The organism is Psychromonas sp., from assembly GCF_041586535.1.
Taxonomy (GTDB): Bacteria; Pseudomonadota; Gammaproteobacteria; order Enterobacterales; family Psychromonadaceae; genus Psychromonas.
The window spans coordinates 1-21,404 of the sequence record NZ_JBFGZY010000061.1 but is presented as its reverse complement, the minus strand read 5'-3'; the positions used below and the strand labels follow the sequence as shown (position 1 = coordinate 21,404).

Below are 21,404 nucleotides of genomic sequence, written 5' to 3'. Positions count from 1 at the left end.
TTATGGTCTCCCAGTTACTTTGCCGGATCATCTGGCGGTGCTGCGCTAGATGCCCTGACGACTTATATCGAGCAACAAAATAGACCTAAGTAACGTTAATCCTTCGCATCAATGATTTTCATCACCGCCATGAATGACGGTATTTTTCATCTAAATGGATAAAATGGATTAGCGGTGGCGCATACATCAAGAAGTTTTGATGTGAGATATTTCACGCATAAGCCCCTACCTGGCTGAAAACCAAATAATCATCAATCACCAAAGACTCAACATATTGCTAACCCGCTAACACATCTTTTGGTGTGCACAGTTGTCCCAATAAGGTAACAGTAAAACAGACAATTAATGGCATTCGCTTCCGCTAAACGTTGCTACACTTCATTACCTACTTTTCTGAGGTAGAGGTATTATGATTAAATGGTTGGATTGACATGGTCAAACGGCTCCTTAACATGAATAAGCAAAATAACAATAGAAGCCAAACAAGCAATACTCGAAAGTAAAAATGGCCCATGTAAGGAAAAATGCTGGCTCATAAAGCCTGCCATCAGACCGGCACACACACCGGCCCACTTTCCCCATGCATCAAAGCGGCCAAATGACAAACCAGCCTGCCTCTGCTGCAGGCACTGGCTCAGCAATAAATGTAAACCGCTGTAACCAAACAACATACCCAAGCCGAATAAAAGGCGATAAAAGATAAGGCCGTCGCTGCTTTGCAGGATAAACTGTCCCGCGCAAGCCAGGCTTAAAAGGGCAAAGCCAAACAGACTCTGAGTTCGAGCGGATAGCGTTAATTTTCCGATCCAGCAAGCCAGCAGCAAGTAGAGCAGATGCGGCAGGCTGTAATAAAACCCCACCATACTATCGCTACTTTCTCCCAGGCTTTGCACATAAGGTAAAAAATAAGGGAAAGTCACCACCATCGCAAAACAAAATAGGAACTGTAAAAATAATAACTGCTTAAACTCCCCCCTATAAGGTTTACTCTTGCTCAGGTGCATCGCTTGCTTGCCGGCAACAACATCACTTTGCAGAAAGAAACTCAGCTGCAATGCACACAAAGGTAATAATGCTAAGTAACGGTAGATATGTAACGGCTGCGCTATTTCAGTAAATAAACCTAATAAAATAGGGCCGGAGACCATCGCCAAACGCGCGGAAAACTGCGTTAGATTGAGACTTTTGGCTAACCTATCCCCCTGATATTTACTGCTTAAATACGCATTGGAAGCGGCCAGTGTTCCGCCACTTATCCCCTGCACCAGTAAACCGAGACAAAATAGCCATAAATTATCTGCAAAGCCGGACAGTAACAAGCCCGCCGCTAAACCGCCCTGCGCTCTTAGTAATGATCTCTTCTTACCGTACTTATCTGCAAAACGCCCCCACCAGGGCGCAGCAACAGCAGCGCAAAGTGGCGGTACAACAAACATCACAGCAATCAAATATTGCGGATCGCCGTCAACTAAACTACTGAGCATACGCGGCATAAATAATGGCATTCCCAGTGCAGTGAACGCCGTTAGAAAGTGGCAAAATAAAACCACATAAACTCCAGACATGGCATGCTCTTTATTAAAAAATATTGGTAGAAAAAGTGAGGCACTGATAACAGATAGCGATTTACTCAACCAACTGCCTGAGCAATATCTTTCGTAACGGCAAATATAAATCGGCAAGCATTTTTCCCGGAGGTCAAGATGATGGACCATCCATCGAGAGTTGAGCTCACTGAACAACCAGAAGAAAGTGATAGTAATTATCATTATCGCCCAAGTCAATAATGATTTAATTATTTTAACTCTCTGAAAATAAGAAGAATCATAAAAATATCTAATGACAAAACCGATGATAATAGTTATCATTAGCGTTAAACTTTGATTTATTTGGTACGCTCAATGTCACGACCTTCCCCTTTAATTTTTACTGTTTTACTGCTCTTCCAGCTAAGCTTCATGAGCACACAAACTCATGCAACAACGATTAAACATGATGCCGGCTCCTTAACCTTAGAAAAAACGCCAACACGTATCGTCGTATTAGCTTTTTCTTTTGTTGATGCAATGGCCGTTGCCGGTGTTTCCCCGGTCGGCATTGCCGATGATGGCGATAAAAATCGAGTAATTAAAAGAGTGCGCCATCTTATTAATGACTGGCAATCCGTCGGATCGCGTTACCAACCCAGCTTAGAGGCGATTGCAGCACTTAACCCGGATCTTATTATCGCAGACAGTGGCCGCCATCAATCGATCTATCAGGATCTGAGCCGTATTGCACCTACCTTGATGCTGCAAAGCAGAGGCATTACTTACCAGGAAAATTTATTAGTGATGCAGAAAATTGCCCTTGCCCTTAATAAAAGTGCGCAAGTGGAGGAGCGCTTAAAACAACATCAACAACTGATGCTTGATTTAAAAAACCAGTTTAATAATAACGACAGCTACCAATTTGCGATCATCTCCGATAAAGGCATGTGGTTACATACTCCCAGCTCCTATGCCGGCAGTGTGATTAAAGCATTAGGTTTAAATAGCCCTCTGACAAAAAATAGCAATGAGGCTTATCTGCAAAGCAGTTTTGAACAGTTGCTAAAAACTGATCCGGACTGGTTATTGGTCGGCCAGTACACAGAAAACACTGTGCTCGATAAATGGCAAACAAGCCCACTGTGGAAGATGTTAACGGCGCCTAAATCTAAGCAGCTAATTCATGTTTCCCCCAATGTCTGGTCACTAGCCAGCGGCATGTTAGCCGCCGAGCAGATCGCCGAAGAGCTGGTACAGTCCTTAACACCATGAATATTTCATTATCCGCCAGGCAAACCTGGCCATTGAAACCGGCAATATTAATAACAACACTGCTGTCAGGCTTTATGTTTTCCTTATATGGCCAATCCGAATTTTTGTTACAGGCTAACGATCTATGGCAGATCCTTATTGCTCCTGATAGCAATAATATTAAACAGCAGATTATTCTTTCTCTGCGCTTACCGCGTAGCTTAGTGGCCTGCTTAATTGGCTTTAATCTCGGTATTGCCGGACTGTTAATGCAGGGGTTAACCCGCAACCCTCTCGCCTCACCGACATTGTTTGCGATTAATTCTGGTGCCGCCTGTTTAATGGCATTAAACAGCATTGGTTTTATTTTTTTTAGCGGACTGCCAAGTGAAGTGGCGACATTTTTAGGGGCCTTATTAGGCGGCGGATTAGTATTCCTACTAGGGGGAGGATTACGAAGTAATAACAATATATTACGTCTTATTCTTGCGGGGATTGCCATTAATGGCCTGCTCACATCACTGACACGTGCAGCGCTAATTATTGCCGATGATAAGGCTTATAGTATTTTACATTGGTTATCAGGTTCGCTCAGCGAAGTTGACTGGCAAAGCTGGTCACAACTTTGGCCGGTCAGTTTAGTGGCGCTGTTACTGGCATTTTCCTGCAGTCGAGGGCTTAATTTAAATGCGCTTGGAGAACAAACTGCCGCTAGTTTAGGCATTAATGTCACTTGGCTGCGAATCCGTGTCTGTTTAGCTGTTTTATTATTAACCTCCATTTCCGTGACGCTGGCAGGTCCCATTGTCTTTATTGGTTTAATCGCCCCGCACCTTGCAAGAGCCCTGTTTCACAATAATCATTTTGTGCTGCTGCCTGCCAGTGGCTTATTAGGCGCAGCCTTAGTTTGTTGGAGCGATTTACTTTCCCGCACTATCGTACCAGGAGCAGAAACACCGGTTGGCATAGTCACGGCCCTGATCGGCACACCTTTTTTTATCTATTTAGTATTAAAAGGAAAGTTATAAATGACCCGCTATACACAATTACTGCTGAGCACTTTTTTACTGCTGCTTATCTTAGCCGGCGTCAGCCTGGTCACAGGTGCTGAACCACTCGCAATAAAAACCGTATTAAAGACTTTAATCGAGGGTGGTGAGCAAGATTTCATCGTTAATTATTACCGTCTACCACGGATCTTAATTGCCATTCTGGTCGGCATGGGACTGGCGATCTCAGGTGTCTTAACGCAAGGCATTATTCGTAATCCACTGGCTTCTCCCGATCTGATGGGCATCAGTGGTGGTGCAGGCTTAGCCGCCTGCACCGTGTTATTGATTTGGCCCAATATCAATAATGCCTGGTTACCCCCGATTGCCTTACTCGGCGGCTTTGCTGCTGCTCTCATTATATGGTTACTCAATCGCTGGCATAATCCTAGCCCGGCCCGCCTTGCTTTAGTGGGCATTGCCATTAGCGCTTTTTTATCCAGCTGTATTAACTTTCTATTGGTATTGCACCCTATTGAGGTCAATAGCGCCATGATTTGGCTAACCGGCAGCTTATGGGGACGCAATTGGGATTATCTCTGGCCACTGCTTCCCTGGTTGATCACCTTAGTGCCTTTCTCCTTTTATCTGGCCTGGTCCTTAGATTTGTTTGCCTTAGGCGAAGAAACCGCAAATGCTTTAGGTGTCGATACACAACGCCTGCAGATTGTCGCCTTATTAAGCGCGGTTGCACTGGCCAGTGTCAGTGTTGCCGTATGCGGCACCATTGGCTTTGTCGGCTTATTAGCCCCGCATTTAGCACGTCTACTAGTTGGCTCCCGACATAAATTAATCTTGCCCTGCGCAGCCTTAATCGGGGCGCTTTTAGTCCTTAGTGCCGACACCCTGGCACGTAACCTGGCCCCGCCATTAGAGCTGCCGGCGGGTGTACTCACGGCCATTTTAGGCGCCCCCTATTTCCTGTTTTTGTTACATAGATATAAAGGTTGCTAATATGTTGAGCATTGAAAATCTAAGCGTCGATTACGCAAGTCGCTCTGTGTTGAGCGATTTAAATATCAGCATTCCTCAGGGAAAAATAACAGCATTAATAGGCCCCAATGGCTGTGGTAAATCGACCCTGCTGAAAGCCATCTCCGGTAGCTTAAAAGCCGCCTCGGGCAAGGTCACCTTAGCCGACCAGGATTTAACTAAATTAAGCCATAAAAAAAGAGCAAGACGGCTGTCAATTTTACCGCAATCGCCAATTACTCCAGAGGGCATCAGCGTCCGGCAACTGGTCAGTTTCGGGCGTAATCCTTACCTCTCACAATGGGGCGGGTTAACCTCGGAGGATCAACAGAAAGTACAAATGGCGCTCGCTGAAACCGCTCTCACCGACTTAGCGGACATTCCAGTAGATTCACTTTCTGGCGGACAGCGACAACGTGCCTGGATTGCCATGGTTTTAGCACAGGATACAGAATATATACTGCTCGATGAACCAACCACTTACCTCGATTTAACGCATCAAATAGAGCTAATGGAAATGATGCAGAAAATGAATAAAAACGGTAAAACATTAGTAGTGGTATTACACGATCTTAATCAAGCCTGCCGTTATTGTGATCACCTGATTGTCATGAAAAAAGGTCAATTAGTTGCCCAGGATACCCCCCATAAAATATTTAATAGTAGATTGTTAAAAGAGGTCTTTGCATTAAATGCCATGATTATAAACGACCCTATTGCCAATAAACCTATGTGTATCCCTCTATAAAAAACATAGCCAGAAAAACAACTTGCAATATAAATGAAAATAATTATCATTACGATCTAGTTTTTTTTGCAAGCATCAAGAAGTGCAACAAGCTATTCAGAATATGGCTGAATTATGCCAACAGACAGAAATTGCTTGCTGCGCTTTCTTAGCCGATGAAGATCGCGGACTGCTCTTCAAAGCATTAAAGAGCCACCTGCTACAACTTAAAAAAAACTAAACCCACTGATAAAACTAAGGAAAGTCCAACTATGAAAAATACCCCCCCTCAGTTCAAAATAAATACGCTGTCACTTGCCCTCATCACAGGGTTAATATCCAGCCACACGCAAGCAGCTGAATCTGAGCAAATTGAGAAGATGGTTATCACCGCCAGTGTGCTAGGCAACTCAGAAGTTGAAGAAATCAGAACTTACCAAGGTAACCGTAGTATCATGACTTCAGAAGTGCTGAAAAAGACCTCTGCACGCTCTATTGATACCGCTTTACAGCAAGTGCCTGGTATTAAAGTTAACGATGAAACGGGCACGGGTGTCTTACCTAATGTATCAGTACGTGGTTTAGATGGCAGCCGCAGCGGTTATTCTCAATTTTTACTTGATGGAATTCCAATGACCCTTGCACCATACGGTCATACCGGACAATCATTATTCCCTGCCACTCTGGCAATGATCGACCGTATTGATGTTGTACGTGGTGGCGCCGCCGTGCAATACGGACCAAACAACGTAGGTGGTGTTATCAACCTCATTTCAAAACCTATTCCAGAGCAATGGAAAACCAGCTTAAATGAGCGAATTACCTTTTTTGGTGATAATAAAACCCTTTACGATACTTACTTAAGTAGCGGCGGCGCAGTTAATGAAAACTTTGCGGTGCGTTTAAGTGCGAATTTTTTAAGTGGTGAATCTTTCCGGGATCATTCCGATACAGACGTACAAAACTGGATGCTGCAAACAGCCTGGCAGATTAATGAACAGCAATCCTTAGAGACCACAGTGCAGTATTATGATGCCGATACACAGCTCCCAGGCGCACTAAATACAGCGGCTTATGAAGAGGATCGCAACCAATCATTACGCCCTAATGATGAGTTTTCCGCTGACACCAGGCGTATATCTATGAAATATAATCATGTGTTAGGTGAAACTGGTTTTGCTGATTATGCTGAATTTGACTTGATTACATTTGCTCACCAAAGCAAACGTGATTTCCAATGGGATTATTATAACGCAAGCAAAGATACTGATAGTGATTTGGGATCTCACTGGGCAGATACAACACAAGATGCAACCGATCTTCGTACCTCTCCACGAGAATTTAAAGTGTATGGTATAGAGCCAAGAGCAACAGTGTATATTGATGGTCCGGTAAGCCAGGACTGGATAGTCGGTGCCCGCTACGTTAATGAAGATATTAACTACCAGCTGAAACAAACAGACAATGAAACAGGTGTAACAACAGCACCTCGTGACTGGCATATGGACACTAATGCCATGGCTTACTATGCCAGTAATAAGCTTGGTTTCTTCAATGACAGATTGACTGTTACACCAGGATTACGTTACGAAGATGTGCGTATGGAGTTCACTAATATTGGTCAAAGTTACGCTCAAAAAAACCATGTGCAAGAGATCTTGCCTGGCCTAACCTTAGGTTATGAATTCTCTGAGCAATGGTTCACCTATGCGAACGCACAAAAATCATTAAGAACACCACAAATCAGTCAATTATGGCCTAAAGAACAAACATTAGACTCTGAAATTTCATGGAACTATGAGACTGGTGTACGTTTCACTCCAACAAAAAACAGTAATTTAAATGTTGCTCTATACCGTATCGACTTTAAAAATAAAATCCAATATGACAGTGATGTCAGTCTGTTTGTAAATATTGGTGAAACACGTAATCAAGGCGTTGAAGTTGAAGGTCAATTTTCACCAATGACTATACCGGAGTTAACTCTGCGTGGGGCTTATAACTACTTAGATACTGAGCAACTTGACGGCTCATTTTCGGGTAATGAATTACCTTATGCTTCAAAGCATCAAATTTCTGCTAGTGCATTCTATGATTACAGCGGTGTTGAGCTCGGTCTAATGGCTTATTACTACAGTAAATCATTTTCTGATCTAGCCAATAGCGTTGAAGAAAACGCAGCAGGTACTGCTGGCCAGCTACCGGCTTATACGGTGGTCAACTTAAGCTTATCAACTGAGCTATATCAGAAAGATACACAAACTTTAACAGTGGGTTTAGGAGTAAACAATTTACTGGACAACGAGTATTACTTTAGAGGATTAGATGTCTCTCCAGCCGGACGTGTGGCAGCTCCGGGACGTTCATTCACACTTGATTTAGGGTATGACTTCTAAGCTAAGTTAACCATCAACAAACTGACAAAAATCTTTGTCAGTTTGTTGTCTCTTTTACGACCTCTGTACCGCCTTCTGTTCATTTTAGACATTAAAGCTAAAGCAGCCTGCAACTTTCCCCTATAAAAATTAATCATAACTAATACAAAACGCATCAAATAAGTGTTCACCTTGCTGGTTAAAATCCCCCCTATCTGTATGATAATTTTTTTTCTGAACGTCCTGCTCTTCACCACTGCATGGACAGCTAAAGCTATTCAAAATCTTTCCCTAATATTTTGTACAATTAGAACAACTAGTTACTGCAATTAATGCCTTGCTTTCATGTATTTTTTCTACACTGAAATAGATCATTAACTTAATGGAATTGCTATAACAGTAAAAACGCTTGGGTATTTTGTAACGATTCTAGAGAGGAATATATTGGGGAAAATATTTAAAGTATGCCATAACGCTGCTGATGATTTTTATTAATAGCATGATGGTGTAGCACTATGCAGCAATCTGTTGGCTTTCTTTTAGCTTGTTATCTAATATTTTTAACCAACTTGCAGCGCGCTTTTGTGCGCTAGGATAGGTCAAGGCTACGCGCGCAATGTGCATAGCTGCAGCATAACTTTCCAACTCAAATAACGCTTGAATCTTAGTTAATGCGACCTTGCCCTTAATCTCGCTGCTATCTGATTTTACTGTATCAAGCACGCTTAACATTTCTTCATAACGGCCTAACAGGTGAAGTAATTGTGCCTGTATTAATCGATGCTGTGCATTACCGCTTAATGATGCGCTTTCCCCCCAATACTGCTGCGCCTTATCATGCTCTCTAGCTGTTTGCCAAAAACTAGCAAGCCGTTGATAGACTAGCGCATTTTTAGCGACCACAGCGTCATTAACTGCCGATTCCAATAATAAAGCAGCCTGATAAGGAGAGCCTGAAACAGCCCTGAAATTTGCTAAGTATTGAATTTCCTCACTACTCACAACAAAACCATTTAAGTAGGCTAATTCGTAAGTTGCGAGCGCTTTTGTATCCTCGTTCAGGAGACGATAGGTAGAAGCAAGCTGCATCCACCAACGTTTATCTTCAGGGTAAAGCTCAGTCAATTTAATGAGGATTTTATTCGCACTTTTATAATTTTCTAACTCATAAAAAGCACTGAGCTGTAATATATGTACACTTTTATTAAATTCAGTCGCTAAGGCAATCGCTTTATTACTGGCCTCGATTAATGCTTGCCATGATTTTTCTTGGTAGTAAGCCATCGCTAACTGTTGATATAGAGACTCACTTTCAGCGTAGCCAATTAACTCATTATATAGGGCAATCGCCTGAGTAGTTTGCTTTTGATTAAGATAAAGATCAGCAAGCATACGCTGGGTTTGTCTTTGTTCTGTTTGCCCAAGTACATCTTCAGATAACGCTATTTTAAGCGCTTCTAATGCCTTTTTTTCATTACCCAGTTCCCAATACAGGTTACCAATAAAACGATTCACATAAGCTTTATCAAAAGACGATCTGTTTTTAATTTCACTGAGTTGCTGCAATGCCTGAGGTAACTTTCCTTGCTCATAAAGCGCAAAAGCAATAGTCACTTGTTTGCCCACGGCGGCACTTAAGCGAGGTTGTTGCACGGCCCAAACAGTACTCGCAAATAAATTCGTTATTAATATGAAGGTTATTAGCATTAAGTACTTCAGTTGCATGCCTGATTTCATATCCATTTTTAAGCGTCCATCTTAAAATCAAGACGTATTTTTTGCCCGGTTTGTGTCACCGGCTTGCCATCAATCAACATAGGTTTATATTTCCACTTTTTCAGCGCCTGCCTTGCTTCCTTTTCAAAGAGATGTTCCGGCGCAGCCTCCAATACCTGAATATTACTGACCCGCCCCTCTTCATTAATATCAAAAGATAAAAGCACGTAACCCTGCTTCTTTAAACGTAATGCTTTTCTGGGATAACGTGGCTCAACACGATACAGGGGAGTGGACGACATCTCTCCGGATTGCGCATTAGAAGGCACGGCCATCGTCTCAATGCCTGGCATGGAAATCGCCATGGCCATCACACCAGTCGATAACGCTACACTCGGTAAATCTAATGTTGCACTTAAACCGGGATTGGGTAGAGATGCCTCAAGTATTTCGCTTGGCACGGCAGTTGTATGCGGCATTGGCTTTGGTGGTTCTGCTTTGTGGCGAATTTTACGTGTAAAAGATTCGTCTTGATTGACCATAAGCAAATCAAAGTAAGGAGTCTCTTCATTATGCCTATGCTGGCTGACCTCTTTATTAATCAAACCAGCCATAAACAGTAATAGCGCAAAGCTAATAATTGGCGCACCTAAACAAGCAAGCAACAAACGCATTACTCTTGCTTCTCCGCCGCAACTGCTATTTGTGTAATACCCGCATCCCGAGCGGCGTCCATGACTTGCACGACCACCCCATGACGGGTACCTTGATCTGCTTGAATGACTAATCCCACATCCCCCAGATCTGCAAGTAAACGCTCTAAACCTGCCCGGACGCGTTGCACATCGACTTGTTTCCTGTCGATATAAATTTCGCCATTTTCTTTAATTGCAACAAAAATACCAGCTTTGCTTTGCTCCGTTGCGGTAGCCGCTTTAGGGCGGTTCACGTCCACCCCGGATTCACGCACAAAGGAGGTGCTGACGATAAAGAAAATCAGCATAATAAAGACCACATCTAACAGGGGGGTCATATCGATTTGAGTATCATCTTCTGCTCTAATACGTCTTCTTCTCATCGGATAACCTCTTTACAGTCGTTATCGTTAGCCAGCTGTAAAGCCAGACCTGATAATAATAATTTACGCCTACTTTCCAGACGCGAATAAATAAACAAACCGGATAAGGCACAAACAAGTCCTGCCATAGTAGGAATAGTCGCCAGGGATATTCCCGATGCCAGTAAGCGTGGATTTCCCGTACCGTATACTGCAACCACATCAAAAACTTGCACCATGCCACTGACCGTACCCAGTAAGCCAAGTAACGGAAACATTTTTATTAAGACGTTTAGAAAAGCCATATTCTGTTTTAATTTCATCTCCGCCTGGGCAAGCCAGGTCTGGCGTATTTGTAATGCACACCACGACTGCTTATCCATTCGATTCATCCAAGCTGTGACTAATCTTTTGTGATAGTGAGGAAATAAAACCAAGAGGTAATAAAGGCGTTCAACTATCAATGCCCAAAGCACCATTAACAAAATAGCAATCCACCAAAGTACCGGGCCACCGCCAGCAATAAAAAGGTGAACGAGATGCAGTTTTTCAAATAACCAGATCATGCGTTTCCAATTTGTTTACTGACCTTTTAGCGGCAAGCGGGTGTTTAGCTATGGCCTGCATTTGTTGGTTAACTTCAGCTTCAGCCTGCTGCGCAATCAAACCTGAACTTTGCAATTCGATAATATTTATCAGGCTACCTGCTCTGCTATGTAATAAGCTGTGAATCAGTAATAATGGTAATGCTGCAACCAGCCCCATAACGGTCGTAATCAACGCCATTGAAATACCACCTGCCATCAATTTAGGGTCCCCGGTACCAAACAAGGTGATTGACTGAAAAGTCCCGATCATGCCGGTGACTGTGCCTAACAGCCCCATCATAGGTGCAATAGCCGCTAATATCTTCAATACGCTTGAGCCACGCTCTAATCTTGGTACTTCTCTTAATACCGCTTCTTCGAGTTTCAATTCCAGCACTTGTGTGGTTTGATTTTTATTAGTTTGATAAATAGCAAAGATCCGGCCTAATGCATTATTAGGGTTAGCTTCAAGCTGTTTTAGCTGCTGTTTTATTTTAATTGATTCTTTACCTAAGGTTATAAAACGAAGCGCCGCAATAAGCAGACCAAAGAACAGCACACCAATAATCAAATAGCCTATGCTGCCCCCCTGCTTGATGCGCTCTGTCCAAGTCGGTGTATGTGATAAAATGGTTAACAAATCACCTTTGGCAGGATCAAAATAAAAAGGATTAACTTGTACACTATCATCAAGCCAATTATTTAAAGTACGCTGCACATTAATCGGCACAGGACGTGACAAAGGTTGCAGTAAGTTAGACTCAGGATTAATAACCATATATTGCTTATCAGCGATAAGGTTAAACGCGCCCACCCGCGTGACCTCTTTTTCAGATACAACACCCGAAGCATTTAGTACTTTAGTGTTAAATGTCGTGACCTTGCTTGATGCCGTCATTTCCTGTTGCATAATAAACCATAACTGCTCCAGCTCTGATAATGAAGGTAAGGCTTTTCGCTCAGCTAAGCTGTCGATAAAAACATCTCGCTGTGGGTATTGCGCTGAAATCACTGAGCCTTTAAGCGAATCGGCAAACTCTCCCGAAATTTGGCGTACCACGCCAAACAGTTCGCCGAGATTACCTTTAGCAAGATCTAACTCTGTTTCAAGTGAAGTGAGTGTTTGCTCGTTATCTTCAAAAAGGGCACCTTTTTCGCCTGCCTGAGTTTTTGCTAAATTTAATCGTGCTTGTGCAGACGCCAGTTTGTCTTGCCAGTACTGTAGATCCTTGGAAAAATCATCGTTACGTAATACATTTTTATGATGGTTTTGTTGTTGCTCTGATTTTACTTTTTGTAGTAAATCATCCAAGTTATTGGCTTGCGCTGTATTTGTTAAAGCGAAAAAGGTCAATAACGTACCCATTAGAGTCATCAATAATTTCATTACTTGGCCTCACTTAATAAAGGTAGCCTTAACAGTGCCGGGATATCGCTCTTTTTAGCAATGCCTATCGCTTTTTCAATATCAGCAGCATAGGAAGCATCAATCTCACGCCATTGATTGCCAGCCCTATCCCATGCCCAAACATTTTTTCCATCAAGTGAAACAGCGGCAAAAACAACCCGACCGAGGTAGAAATAATTAACTGTTCGTTCAATGCCATTAATACGCAAAGGCGCTTGATATTCGCCCATTTTGCTGCCGTATTCTGTTTCTATATGATAAGACTCTAATAAACGACGGAACTTTTCAGCTTCACTGACATCCGCTTTAGCCATCATCGTTTTCAGCCGAGCAAGACGATCTTGCCGTTCCTGTGCCAATAATGGTGAATCCAGATTAATAAATTGTTCAAGATTGTCTAACATGCGCACCATCAAAGGCACTAACCCCTGACGAGTGTGCTTAACGCTATTAATTTGAGTTATTAAAGAGGCTTTTTCGTTATCCTGATCAGTTAATAAACGGTCCAAATATTGGTTGTATAACTCCAGACTTTGCGCTTCATCCTGCAATGTCTTCACTTCTACAATTAATGCAGTTTTTTGATCATCAATATCATTAATCTTAAGTTGCGCCTGTATATTATCAGACTGGTCGGTGAGACTGTGCTTTTGTAGCTGCTCTACACTGGTTGCCAAACTGTAACTGGTGCAACTCATTAGGGCTAAGCACATTAAACTTTTGTTTAAGAAAACCACGCCAATTATTATCCAAAGTTAGATTGAAAAAGAGACCTATATGATAACGATTATCATTCAAAGGTAAAGTCAATTTTCAAAGTTTGCGTTCGTTATTTTTATATTGTCAGGTCCGATTTAGCTTTCGTGAATTATTATTGTTGACAAAGGGGGAGTCCACATAAGCTCTGCCTTGTAGAAAGAATCTACAAACTGCTGCAAATTCAATCTCGAAAGATAAACAGCCCTGATAAACCTTACATTAATTGTGCATCGATTAACTGATACTTCGCCCTGTGAACACTTCTACAAACGATGTTGAAGGAGTTTTACAAATCACTTTTAGGAAAAACTGTATGCAGATATGGAGGAGTTACAAAAAGATCTGGACGAATGCTATAACAATACTCGAACTTATCAAGGTAAGAAATGCTGCGGACGAACAAAATCAGCAACTTGAATTGATGATAAAGTGATTTGAACAGAAAAAATTTATATCAAATATTAACTGACAGATACAGTAAAAAAATAAGTAACTGTCAGAGAAAATCTGAGCAGGCACATACTCAGGAAGAGATATGCCATTGTTTATGTCTCATTACCGTTTATGCTTTATACAACATTAATCAATAGAGGCCATATCACCACTGTCTTCAAGCCAGGTTTTCCTATCTCCGGCACGCTTTTTAGCGAGCAGCATATCCATCATCTCCAGCATCTCCTCCGCACCTTCAGAAGTTAACTGTACTAAGCGGCGGGTATTCGGATCCATGGTGGTTTCTCGCAGTTGTAAGGGGTTCATTTCACCCAAACCCTTAAAGCGCTGCACATTGACTTTACCGCGTTTTTTCTCCGCTTCGATACGGTCTAAAACGCCCTCTTTTTCTGACTCATCCAGAGCATAATAAACCTCTTTGCCGATATCGATTCGGTATAACGGCGGCATCGCCACAAAAAAGTGCCCGGCATCCACGACAGCGCGGAAATGACGGACAAACAGCGCGCAGATAAGCGTCGCAATATGCAGACCGTCAGAGTCAGCATCGGCCAGGATACAGATTTTTCCATAACGTAGGCCGGACAGATCTTTCGAAGCGGGATCAATCCCTATCGCCACGGAAATATTATGGATCTCTTCAGAATTTAAAATGATGTCAGAATCGTCTTCCCAGGTATTTTTAATTTTTCCCCGTAACGGCATGATCGCCTGAAACTCCCGATCCCGAGCTTGTTTTGCCGAGCCGCCGGCTGAATCACCTTCCACTAAAAAAAGCTCTCCCCGCTTTGGATCCTGCGTTGAACAATCGGTTAACTTACCCGGAAGTGCTGGCCCCTGGGTGATTTTTTTACGGGCAATTTTTTTGCTTTTACGGGTACGCGTCTGGGCATTATCAATACAGAATTCAGCCAGTAACTCAGCCTCATTAACATGGGCATTAAGCCATAAACTAAAAGCATCTTTGACCACACCGGAAACAAAAGCCGCACACTGACGCGATGATAAGCGTTCTTTGGTCTGCCCGGCAAACTGCGGCTCTTTGATTTTGACCGAAAGAATATAGGCACATTTATCCCAAATATCTTCCGGGCTTAATTTAAGGCCGCGCGGCAAAAGATTGCGGATATCACAGAATTCCCGCATCGCATCAAGCAGTCCCTGCCTGAAACCATTGACGTGCGTCCCGCCCTGCAGTGTGGGTATTAAATTTACATAACTTTCTGAAATTGAAGGACCGCCCTCAGGTAACCAGACAACCGCCCAGTCTGCTGTTTCACTTTTTGCTGAAAACTTACCGACAAAAGGTAATGACGGCAGCAACTCATTGCCTGTCACCGCCTCTAACAGGTAGTCATTTAAACCATCCTGATAACACCACTGATAATCACTTTGATTAACCTTGTCTTTAAATTTGATGGTAAGACCGGGGCACAATACCGCCTTCGCTTTTAACAGATGCAGTAAACGCGACACAGAAAATCGTGGACTATCAAAATAACTCGGGTCGGGATAAAAATGCACAGTGGTGCCGGTATTACGTTTTCCGCATGCGCCTGTAACATGCAGCTCTTCTACTTTTTCACCATTTTCAAAAGCAATTTCATAGATTTTTGCATCACGGCGGATAGTCACCTCAACACGTTTTGATAACGCATTAACAACAGAGATCCCCACACCGTGCAGACCGCCGGATATTTCGTAATTTTTTCCGGAAAACTTACCGCCGGCGTGTAATTTACAGAAAATAAGCTCCACCCCTGAAATTCGTTCTTCAGGATGAATATCTACGGGCATACCGCGCCCGTCATCAATCACCTCTAATGACTGATCCTTATGCAAAATAACCTGAATTGTCGTCGCGTAGCCAGCTAATGCCTCATCGACACTATTGTCGATGACCTCTTGACCAAGATGATTCGGACGTGATGTTTCGGTATACATTCCCGGGCGGTGGCGAACGGGATCAAGACCGTTTAAAACCTCAATGGAATCTGAATTATATTGGTCGCTCATGGATCTACCTATAGTGAAAAAACGGAAGGAATTATTTTAAAGAATGAATAATAGCAAAAGAACTAAAATAAAAACGCAATGATAGCAGGTAAGAAACGCTCAAAACCAATAAAACTATGGTCTCCGCCTTCTTCACAGGTTATTTTACAGCGCTGGTATTTATTCAGGGCTTCCCGGTAGTTTAAAACTTCATCTTGTTTTTGTAATAACAGCCAGCATTTTTCCGGGTTACTCTGAGATTTTGTATCTAATGCGGTTAACTGCTGCAGATAGTTTTCATTTATCTGATAAGATTCTTGTGTATAAGGGTGAATCTGCGTTCCTGCATATTGCTCCAGTAAACGGTAAGGAAACACCGCCGGATTGATCAAAACGACCTTAACACCATATTGCTCTCCCGCCTTTGCCGCTAAATAGCCACCCAATGAACTGCCCATGACGGCAATTTCTGCACCGGAATATTGTGCAAAAACCGACTCGATCACTTCCCACATTTGCTTTGGCAGGCAGGGAAGCTGCGGGCAGAGAAAGGTTATTTCAGGATAGTGTTCAGCCAGATAGGAGTCCATCTGCTGCGCTTTTAACGAACCCGGGGAGCTATGAAATCCATGTAATGATAATAAAACCTTTGCCATCAGTAACCTTTTGCATCTTTACCCGCGGTAAATAAACCATCTGCCAGACGCTCAACTTTCGTATTGATAGTGCCGTCTTTATTTAATGCTAAATAACGGTAACCGGGAGCCCGATCATCAACAGCAAAATCATCACAATTTGGCTTAAACTGCACGCAGGTCGATGGACTGGTTAAAAAGCGCACATTATTTTTCTCAACGTCGAATGCCTGATGCACATGTCCGGATAAAACTGCACGTACATTGGGAAACGGCCGGATCAGTTCTAAAAATGTGCCGTGGTTTTTTAAGATATGCTGATCTAACCATGCCGAATTAACGGGTAAAATATGGTGATGAACACAAATCAGCACATACTTATCCGGATATTCGCCTAAAGCCTGTTGTAAAAACAACTGTTGCTGCTCGCTTAAAAAACCATGAGGCACACCTTCAACTTGTGAGTCTAATAGTATAATTTGCCAGAAATCGCTGACAATTTGCCGGGCCTGTATTAACCCCTGCTGCAATAAACTGGGCATCATCACTGACTGCATATCATGATTACCCGGCAGCCAGTAACATGGCAGATCCAACTTTTTTATCTGCTCGGTAAAATCAAGGTAAGATTGTCGGGAATGATCCTGAGACAGATCGCCTGTTGATAAAACAGCCTGACAAGCAGATGAATACCGGGCAGCGTGCTCAATCACAGCCTCATAACTTTCTACCGTTTTAATACCCAGCAGGTCCCTGTTTCTATCTGAAAAAAGGTGGGTATCGGTAATTTGCAAAAGCTGTAAACAGCCCTGCTGATCTGGTTGTAATTCTGTCACTTGTGTATCCATAACTTTCATTATTAGGTGAGTTGATATTGTAATCGTTGTTGCTGATCATACTTTGCACTTGCAGTGGGCTACCATTATCTAAGCGGATGATTTTATCACCTGCTTAGACAGGTTTTGAACAAAAACACTGAAAAATGTCGATAATAGTCGATCTATCCCTTAAATTTGAGATCTATAGCCAAACTCCTTGAAGATGCAGGACATTTTCAGCGGAAAATAGCGCAGTATATTTAAATAACCTCAATTCTGGATAAGCAAATCGCGACAGCACCATTATCCAGAAATGAGGTTAAATAGATAAGTTATCTTTATTCAGCTCCAGCCACTGCAGGGCGATAACCGTTGCTGCATTGTATATTTTACCCTCTTTGACCCATTGATAAGCAGTCTCTCTGGGAACCACATGCACGCGAATATCTTCACCTTCATGCTCCAAACCATATAATCCGCCAACATTACTGCTGTCTACATTAGCGATAAACAGATCTATCTGCTCCGTTGTTCCGCCCGGACTGACTAAATAATTAAGCATAAACTGGCAGGAATTTACCGTTAAGCCGGCTTCTTCAAGTGCTTCACGTTTTGCCACATCTTCCGCAATTTCGTCCTGTTCGATCATGCCTGCAACTAACTCTAATAACCATGGAGACTTTCCCGCCCCCACAGCACCAAAACGGAACTGCTCGATCAACACCACTGCATCATTTTTTACATCATAGGGTAATAAAACCGCAGCATGACCACGCTCGAAAAACTCCAGTTTTATTTCCGGACTCCAGCCGCCTGAGAATAATTTATGTTTTAATGTATATAAATTGCATTCAAAAAAACCTTTATATAACGGCTCCTTATTTAAAATTTCAACATCACTGTGATCATATTCAAGTGGATCTTCGCTTGTTATATTCGCTTTTTCACTCATTTGGCACTGCCCTTCCTTAAATAAACCTATTACATCACTTTTTTATAATACACTTAAGTTATACTATGTAACTTCATATTATCTCTTGTTTTTTTAATCCGTTACAGGACTCTTTGACATGACTTTAAAACAAATATCACTCGCAACTTTGTTTGCACTGAGCAGCTTCAGTTATTCCGCTTTAGCTGATACCTTATTGCAGGTATACCAAACAGCCAAAATCAAAGATCCCGTTATCCTCAAAAGTAAAGCTCAGTACGATATATACCTGGAAAAAATAACTGAAAGCAAAGCGGCGCTATTACCACAAATCGGCTTTGGTCTGGATGCAACTTACAGCAGTTATAATGATAACGATTATACCAACACAAATTACGGTGCCGACCTTGGACTAAGCCAATCAATTTACAATGGTGCAAACTGGCAACTGCTGGATATTGCAGAGAAACAAGCGACCCAATACGCGGCAATTTATGGTCAGGCAGCTCAGGATTTATTGCTCAGAACCGCAACGGCCTACTTTAATGTATTACGGGCAGACGAGTCCGTGAAATCAGTTAAAGCCAATAAACGTGCTGTAGAACGTCAGCTGGAACAGACTAAGCAACGTTTTGAAGTAGGCTTAATTGCGATCACCGATGTGCATGAGGCGCAGGCGGAATATGACCGCACCAGCGCGGATGAAATCATCGCGGAAAACGCGCTCGCTAATACCTATTATGCGTTGCGCGAATTAACCGGCAATGATGTGCTAAAAGTCTCTTATTTAAATACAGCCACATTCAGCGCTTCGAAACTTGAAGGCGGTGTGACCTTTTGGCGCAATAAAGCATTAGAGTACAACTTAGGATTACATACCAAACGTATCGCTAAAGAGTTGGCTAAAATGGAGATCGACCGGGCTCAGGCCGGGCATCAACCGACGCTGGATTTCACCGCTGGTTTAGGTTATAACAATACTGATTATAGAGACAGCTCCTCCAGCGATACCAACCTCAGCAACGGCAGCATTGGCATAAGCTTAAGCGTCCCGCTCTACACGGGCGGCAATATCACTTCTCTGGTTAAACAGGCACAGTATAATTATGTTTACGCCAGTGAAGATTTAGTGGAGACATTCCGCAATACAGAAGCACAGGTCAATAGCGGTTATAACAATGTCAGCGCATCCATCAGCTCCATTCGCGCCTATGAGCAGGCGGTAGTCTCCTCACGCAGTGCGCTGGATGCCACAGAAGCTGGTTTTGAAGTCGGCACGCGCACTATCGTTGATGTACTGGATGCAACGCGTGCATTATATGAGTCTGAAAATCAGCTGGCTAATGCGCGTTACGATTACATCATCAATATGCTGCAGCTAAAATTCTTTGCCGGTACATTATCAGAGCAGGATATCAGCGATATTTCTAACGGTTTAACGGAAATTCGCCCAGTATCTTAACCAGTTAACGTAGGTTTTATGAATTGTAGAAAAAAGGGAAGCTTATCGCTTCCCTTTTTTCTTATCAGCAAAACGCAGTGCTTTAAGCTTCGTTACGAATGGTTTTAATAATTTCAGAAGTTGAACAGCCTTCTTCAAACTGTAAAACCCGCACTTCACCACCATTGGCAATCACTTCGGCGCCGCCGGCAATCTGTTCGGGCTTATAATCCCCGCCCTTAACTAACAGATCCGGTAAAATCTCGGCGATCAAACGTTGCGGAGTTTCTTCAGTAAATTCGACTACCCAGTCCACCGCACCTAATCCCGCTAAAACAGCCATACGGCGATCCGCTGGATTGACCGGACGGCCAGATCCTTTTAAAGAGCGTACCGACTGGTCACTGTTAACCGCAACAATTAAACGATCCCCCTGTTCTCGGGCAGTATTCAGATAGGAAACATGACCGGCATGAAGAATATCAAAGCAGCCATTGGTCATCACCACTTTTTCTCCCCGGTGCTGCGCAAGCTTCACCGCGAGTTTCAGCTGTTCTTCAGAAAGCACGCCGAAGCCGATCTCCTGCTGGCTATAAACCGCATTGGCAAGTTCAATGGTATTAACCGTGGAAGTACCTATTTTACCAACTACTACCCCTGCGGCAGCATTCGCCAATGTACAGGCATGCTCAAATGAACTACCTGCTGCCAAGGAAGAGGCCAGCACCGAAATAACCGTATCACCGGCACCGGTAACGTCATATACCTCCTGCGCCTGTGTCGGCAGATGGAATGGCTCCTGCCCCTCCCGGATTAAGGTCATGCCATGCTCACTACGCGTTACCAGTAACGCTTTTAAATCAAACTGTTTTATTAATGCCAAACCACGCTCAATCAACTCGCCCTCGGAGTGACACTTGCCAACAACAGCTTCAAATTCAGCAAGGTTTGGCGTTAGCAGGGTTGCTCCGCGATATTTTTCAAAATCACAACCTTTCGGATCAACCAGTACAACTGAATTATATTTTTTAGCCAGCTGAATCATTGCCTGCACATCGGTTAACGAGCCTTTATTATAATCCGAGAAAATAACAACGCTTTCCTGAGTCCTCAGGCTGTTGTCCATTTTTTGCAGAATTTCACTGCTGTCTATTCCGTGAAACCCCTCTTCAAAGTCCAAACGCAACAGTTGCTGATGACGGCTTAGTACGCGTAACTTAGTAATGGTAGGAAAGTTGGGTACCGTTACAAAATTATTATTCACATGCACAGTTTCGAGATTTTTTGCTAATATATTGGCCGCTTCATCAGCCCCGACTAAACCGATTAAGTTTACTTTAGCCCCCAGTGCGGCAACGTTTAATGCCACATTGGCTGCCCCGCCCGGGCGCTCTTCTATATGCTCAACTTTAACCACTGGCACCGGTGCTTCTGGAGATATACGACTGGTTGGGCCATGCCAGTATCGATCTAACATGACATCGCCAACCACTAATATATGTGCATTGCCATATTCAGGTAATGTTATTTTCATTTCATCTCTCTATTATTGGACAAGTTAGTTATACCAATTCCGTTAATTAGATGATCTATTTAGGCGTAGGAAAAATGGATGAAAGCAAGGCATTGATTGCAGTAACTAGTTGTTCTAATTACAAAATCAATAACAAAGACTAAAACGTAGTTTTATGTCTAGCTAGC

At 42.9% G+C, this 21,404-nt stretch carries 18 protein-coding genes and 1 pseudogene; 7 read left to right on the top strand and 12 right to left on the bottom strand.

All coding sequences use genetic code 11. The features are described 5' to 3' along the window. Positions 1 to 413: 413 nt before the first annotated feature. On the bottom strand, positions 414 to 1,565 hold the full coding sequence (locus ABZA00_RS08590; RefSeq protein ID WP_372881746.1) for an MFS transporter: 1,152 nt from the start codon (positions 1,563 to 1,565) through the stop codon (positions 414 to 416). A 336-nt stretch (positions 1,566 to 1,901) separates the two neighbouring features. On the opposite strand from ABZA00_RS08590, the gene ABZA00_RS08585 reads away from it, so the two are divergent. The 5 genes from ABZA00_RS08585 to ABZA00_RS08565 all read left to right on the top strand — a co-directional run bounded on the left by ABZA00_RS08585 (position 1,902) and on the right by ABZA00_RS08565 (position 7,924). After that, on the top strand, positions 1,902 to 2,801 hold the full coding sequence (locus ABZA00_RS08585) for a Fe(3+) dicitrate ABC transporter substrate-binding protein (RefSeq protein WP_372881745.1): 900 nt from the start codon (positions 1,902 to 1,904) through the stop codon (positions 2,799 to 2,801). Next, entirely contained in the window at positions 2,798 to 3,808 is a 1,011-nt protein-coding gene (locus ABZA00_RS08580) for a FecCD family ABC transporter permease (RefSeq protein ID WP_372881744.1), read from the top strand. The genes ABZA00_RS08585 and ABZA00_RS08580 overlap by 4 nt, the downstream gene beginning before the upstream one ends. Beyond that, entirely contained in the window at positions 3,809 to 4,783 is a 975-nt protein-coding gene (locus ABZA00_RS08575) for a FecCD family ABC transporter permease (protein ID WP_372881743.1), read from the top strand. 1 nt (position 4,784) lies between these two features. Then, positions 4,785 to 5,549: a Fe(3+) dicitrate ABC transporter ATP-binding protein FecE gene (gene fecE / locus ABZA00_RS08570; RefSeq protein ID WP_372881742.1), complete on the top strand. Its 765-nt coding sequence runs from the start codon at positions 4,785 to 4,787 to the stop codon at positions 5,547 to 5,549. A gap of 251 nt (positions 5,550 to 5,800) precedes the next feature. Then, positions 5,801 to 7,924, top strand: coding sequence for a TonB-dependent receptor family protein (locus ABZA00_RS08565; protein WP_372881741.1), 2,124 nt, complete (start codon positions 5,801 to 5,803; stop codon positions 7,922 to 7,924). A gap of 492 nt (positions 7,925 to 8,416) precedes the next feature. Here ABZA00_RS08565 and ABZA00_RS08560 read toward each other — a convergent pair whose 3' ends face one another. Genes ABZA00_RS08560 through ABZA00_RS08535 form a run of 6 tightly spaced genes read right to left on the bottom strand, consistent with a single transcriptional unit; the run spans position 8,417 to position 13,369 of the window. Then, complete coding sequence (locus ABZA00_RS08560; protein ID WP_372881740.1) at positions 8,417 to 9,646, bottom strand: tetratricopeptide repeat protein; 1,230 nt, start codon at positions 9,644 to 9,646, stop codon at positions 8,417 to 8,419. A gap of 2 nt (positions 9,647 to 9,648) precedes the next feature. Continuing rightward, complete coding sequence (locus tag ABZA00_RS08555; protein ID WP_372881739.1) at positions 9,649 to 10,293, bottom strand: energy transducer TonB; 645 nt, start codon at positions 10,291 to 10,293, stop codon at positions 9,649 to 9,651. Continuing rightward, the gene (locus ABZA00_RS08550) at positions 10,293 to 10,697 is read right to left on the bottom strand and encodes an ExbD/TolR family protein (RefSeq protein WP_372881738.1); all 405 of its coding nucleotides are present in this window, start codon (positions 10,695 to 10,697) and stop codon (positions 10,293 to 10,295) included. Before ABZA00_RS08550 ends, ABZA00_RS08555 begins: the two co-directional genes overlap by 1 nt. Then, positions 10,694 to 11,242, bottom strand: a complete 549-nt coding sequence (locus ABZA00_RS08545) for a MotA/TolQ/ExbB proton channel family protein (RefSeq protein WP_372881737.1) — start codon at positions 11,240 to 11,242, stop codon at positions 10,694 to 10,696. The genes ABZA00_RS08550 and ABZA00_RS08545 overlap by 4 nt, the downstream gene beginning before the upstream one ends. Continuing rightward, positions 11,226 to 12,650, bottom strand: coding sequence for a MotA/TolQ/ExbB proton channel family protein (locus tag ABZA00_RS08540; protein ID WP_372881736.1), 1,425 nt, complete (start codon positions 12,648 to 12,650; stop codon positions 11,226 to 11,228). The genes ABZA00_RS08545 and ABZA00_RS08540 overlap by 17 nt, the downstream gene beginning before the upstream one ends. Next, positions 12,650 to 13,369 (bottom strand): DUF3450 domain-containing protein, encoded by a 720-nt coding sequence (locus tag ABZA00_RS08535; RefSeq protein WP_372881735.1) that lies wholly within the window; start codon positions 13,367 to 13,369, stop codon positions 12,650 to 12,652. The genes ABZA00_RS08540 and ABZA00_RS08535 overlap by 1 nt, the downstream gene beginning before the upstream one ends. Positions 13,370 to 13,696: 327 nt before the next feature. On the opposite strand from ABZA00_RS08535, the pseudogene ABZA00_RS08530 reads away from it, so the two are divergent. Then, positions 13,697 to 13,847 (top strand): annotated as a pseudogene (locus ABZA00_RS08530) (IS481 family transposase); the annotation flags it as partial. 162 nt (positions 13,848 to 14,009) lie between these two features. On the opposite strand, the gene parE reads toward ABZA00_RS08530, so the two are convergent. The 4 genes from parE to nudF form a co-directional block, all read right to left on the bottom strand. Then, positions 14,010 to 15,899: a DNA topoisomerase IV subunit B gene (gene parE, locus ABZA00_RS08525; RefSeq protein WP_372881734.1), complete on the bottom strand. Its 1,890-nt coding sequence runs from the start codon at positions 15,897 to 15,899 to the stop codon at positions 14,010 to 14,012. Positions 15,900 to 15,961: 62 nt separating this feature from the next. Continuing rightward, a complete protein-coding gene (locus ABZA00_RS08520; protein ID WP_372881733.1) occupies positions 15,962 to 16,534 on the bottom strand; it encodes a YqiA/YcfP family alpha/beta fold hydrolase in 573 nt (190 codons plus the stop codon). Continuing rightward, positions 16,534 to 17,349 (bottom strand): 3',5'-cyclic-AMP phosphodiesterase, encoded by an 816-nt coding sequence (gene cpdA, locus ABZA00_RS08515; RefSeq protein WP_372881732.1) that lies wholly within the window; start codon positions 17,347 to 17,349, stop codon positions 16,534 to 16,536. The genes ABZA00_RS08520 and cpdA overlap by 1 nt, the downstream gene beginning before the upstream one ends. Before the next feature lie 301 nt (positions 17,350 to 17,650). Further along, a complete protein-coding gene (gene nudF / locus ABZA00_RS08510) occupies positions 17,651 to 18,283 on the bottom strand; it encodes an ADP-ribose diphosphatase (RefSeq protein WP_372881731.1) in 633 nt (210 codons plus the stop codon). Between the two features lie 118 nt (positions 18,284 to 18,401). On the opposite strand from nudF, the gene tolC reads away from it, so the two are divergent. Then, entirely contained in the window at positions 18,402 to 19,724 is a 1,323-nt protein-coding gene (gene tolC, locus ABZA00_RS08505; RefSeq protein WP_372881730.1) for an outer membrane channel protein TolC, read from the top strand. Between the two features lie 82 nt (positions 19,725 to 19,806). On the opposite strand, the gene hldE is transcribed toward tolC, so the two are convergent. Further along, the gene (gene hldE / locus ABZA00_RS08500) at positions 19,807 to 21,237 is read right to left on the bottom strand and encodes a bifunctional D-glycero-beta-D-manno-heptose-7-phosphate kinase/D-glycero-beta-D-manno-heptose 1-phosphate adenylyltransferase HldE (RefSeq protein WP_372881729.1); all 1,431 of its coding nucleotides are present in this window, start codon (positions 21,235 to 21,237) and stop codon (positions 19,807 to 19,809) included. Positions 21,238 to 21,404: the final 167 nt, after the last annotated feature.

Bases quoted from the DNA above. Each gene is read 5' to 3' on its own strand.
- ABZA00_RS08540 (WP_372881736.1), bottom strand. From the start codon at position 12,650: ATGAAATTATTGATGACTCTAATGGGTACGTTATTGACCTTTTTCGCT.
- ABZA00_RS08545 (WP_372881737.1), bottom strand. From the start codon at position 11,242: ATGATCTGGTTATTTGAAAAACTGCATCTCGTTCACCTTTTTATTGCT.
- ABZA00_RS08550 (WP_372881738.1), bottom strand. From the start codon at position 10,697: ATGAGAAGAAGACGTATTAGAGCAGAAGATGATACTCAAATCGATATG.
- hldE (WP_372881729.1), bottom strand. From the start codon at position 21,237: ATGAAAATAACATTACCTGAATATGGCAATGCACATATATTAGTGGTT.
- ABZA00_RS08520 (WP_372881733.1), bottom strand. From the start codon at position 16,534: ATGGCAAAGGTTTTATTATCATTACATGGATTTCATAGCTCCCCGGGT.
- nudF (WP_372881731.1), bottom strand. From the start codon at position 18,283: ATGAGTGAAAAAGCGAATATAACAAGCGAAGATCCACTTGAATATGAT.
- ABZA00_RS08575 (WP_372881743.1), top strand. From the start codon at position 3,809: ATGACCCGCTATACACAATTACTGCTGAGCACTTTTTTACTGCTGCTT.
- tolC (WP_372881730.1), top strand. From the start codon at position 18,402: ATGACTTTAAAACAAATATCACTCGCAACTTTGTTTGCACTGAGCAGC.
- ABZA00_RS08535 (WP_372881735.1), bottom strand. From the start codon at position 13,369: ATGAGTTGCACCAGTTACAGTTTGGCAACCAGTGTAGAGCAGCTACAA.
- ABZA00_RS08555 (WP_372881739.1), bottom strand. From the start codon at position 10,293: ATGCGTTTGTTGCTTGCTTGTTTAGGTGCGCCAATTATTAGCTTTGCG.
- parE (WP_372881734.1), bottom strand. From the start codon at position 15,899: ATGAGCGACCAATATAATTCAGATTCCATTGAGGTTTTAAACGGTCTT.
- ABZA00_RS08580 (WP_372881744.1), top strand. From the start codon at position 2,798: ATGAATATTTCATTATCCGCCAGGCAAACCTGGCCATTGAAACCGGCA.
- ABZA00_RS08560 (WP_372881740.1), bottom strand. From the start codon at position 9,646: ATGGATATGAAATCAGGCATGCAACTGAAGTACTTAATGCTAATAACC.
- fecE (WP_372881742.1), top strand. From the start codon at position 4,785: ATGTTGAGCATTGAAAATCTAAGCGTCGATTACGCAAGTCGCTCTGTG.
- ABZA00_RS08590 (WP_372881746.1), bottom strand. From the start codon at position 1,565: ATGTCTGGAGTTTATGTGGTTTTATTTTGCCACTTTCTAACGGCGTTC.
- ABZA00_RS08585 (WP_372881745.1), top strand. From the start codon at position 1,902: ATGTCACGACCTTCCCCTTTAATTTTTACTGTTTTACTGCTCTTCCAG.
- ABZA00_RS08565 (WP_372881741.1), top strand. From the start codon at position 5,801: ATGAAAAATACCCCCCCTCAGTTCAAAATAAATACGCTGTCACTTGCC.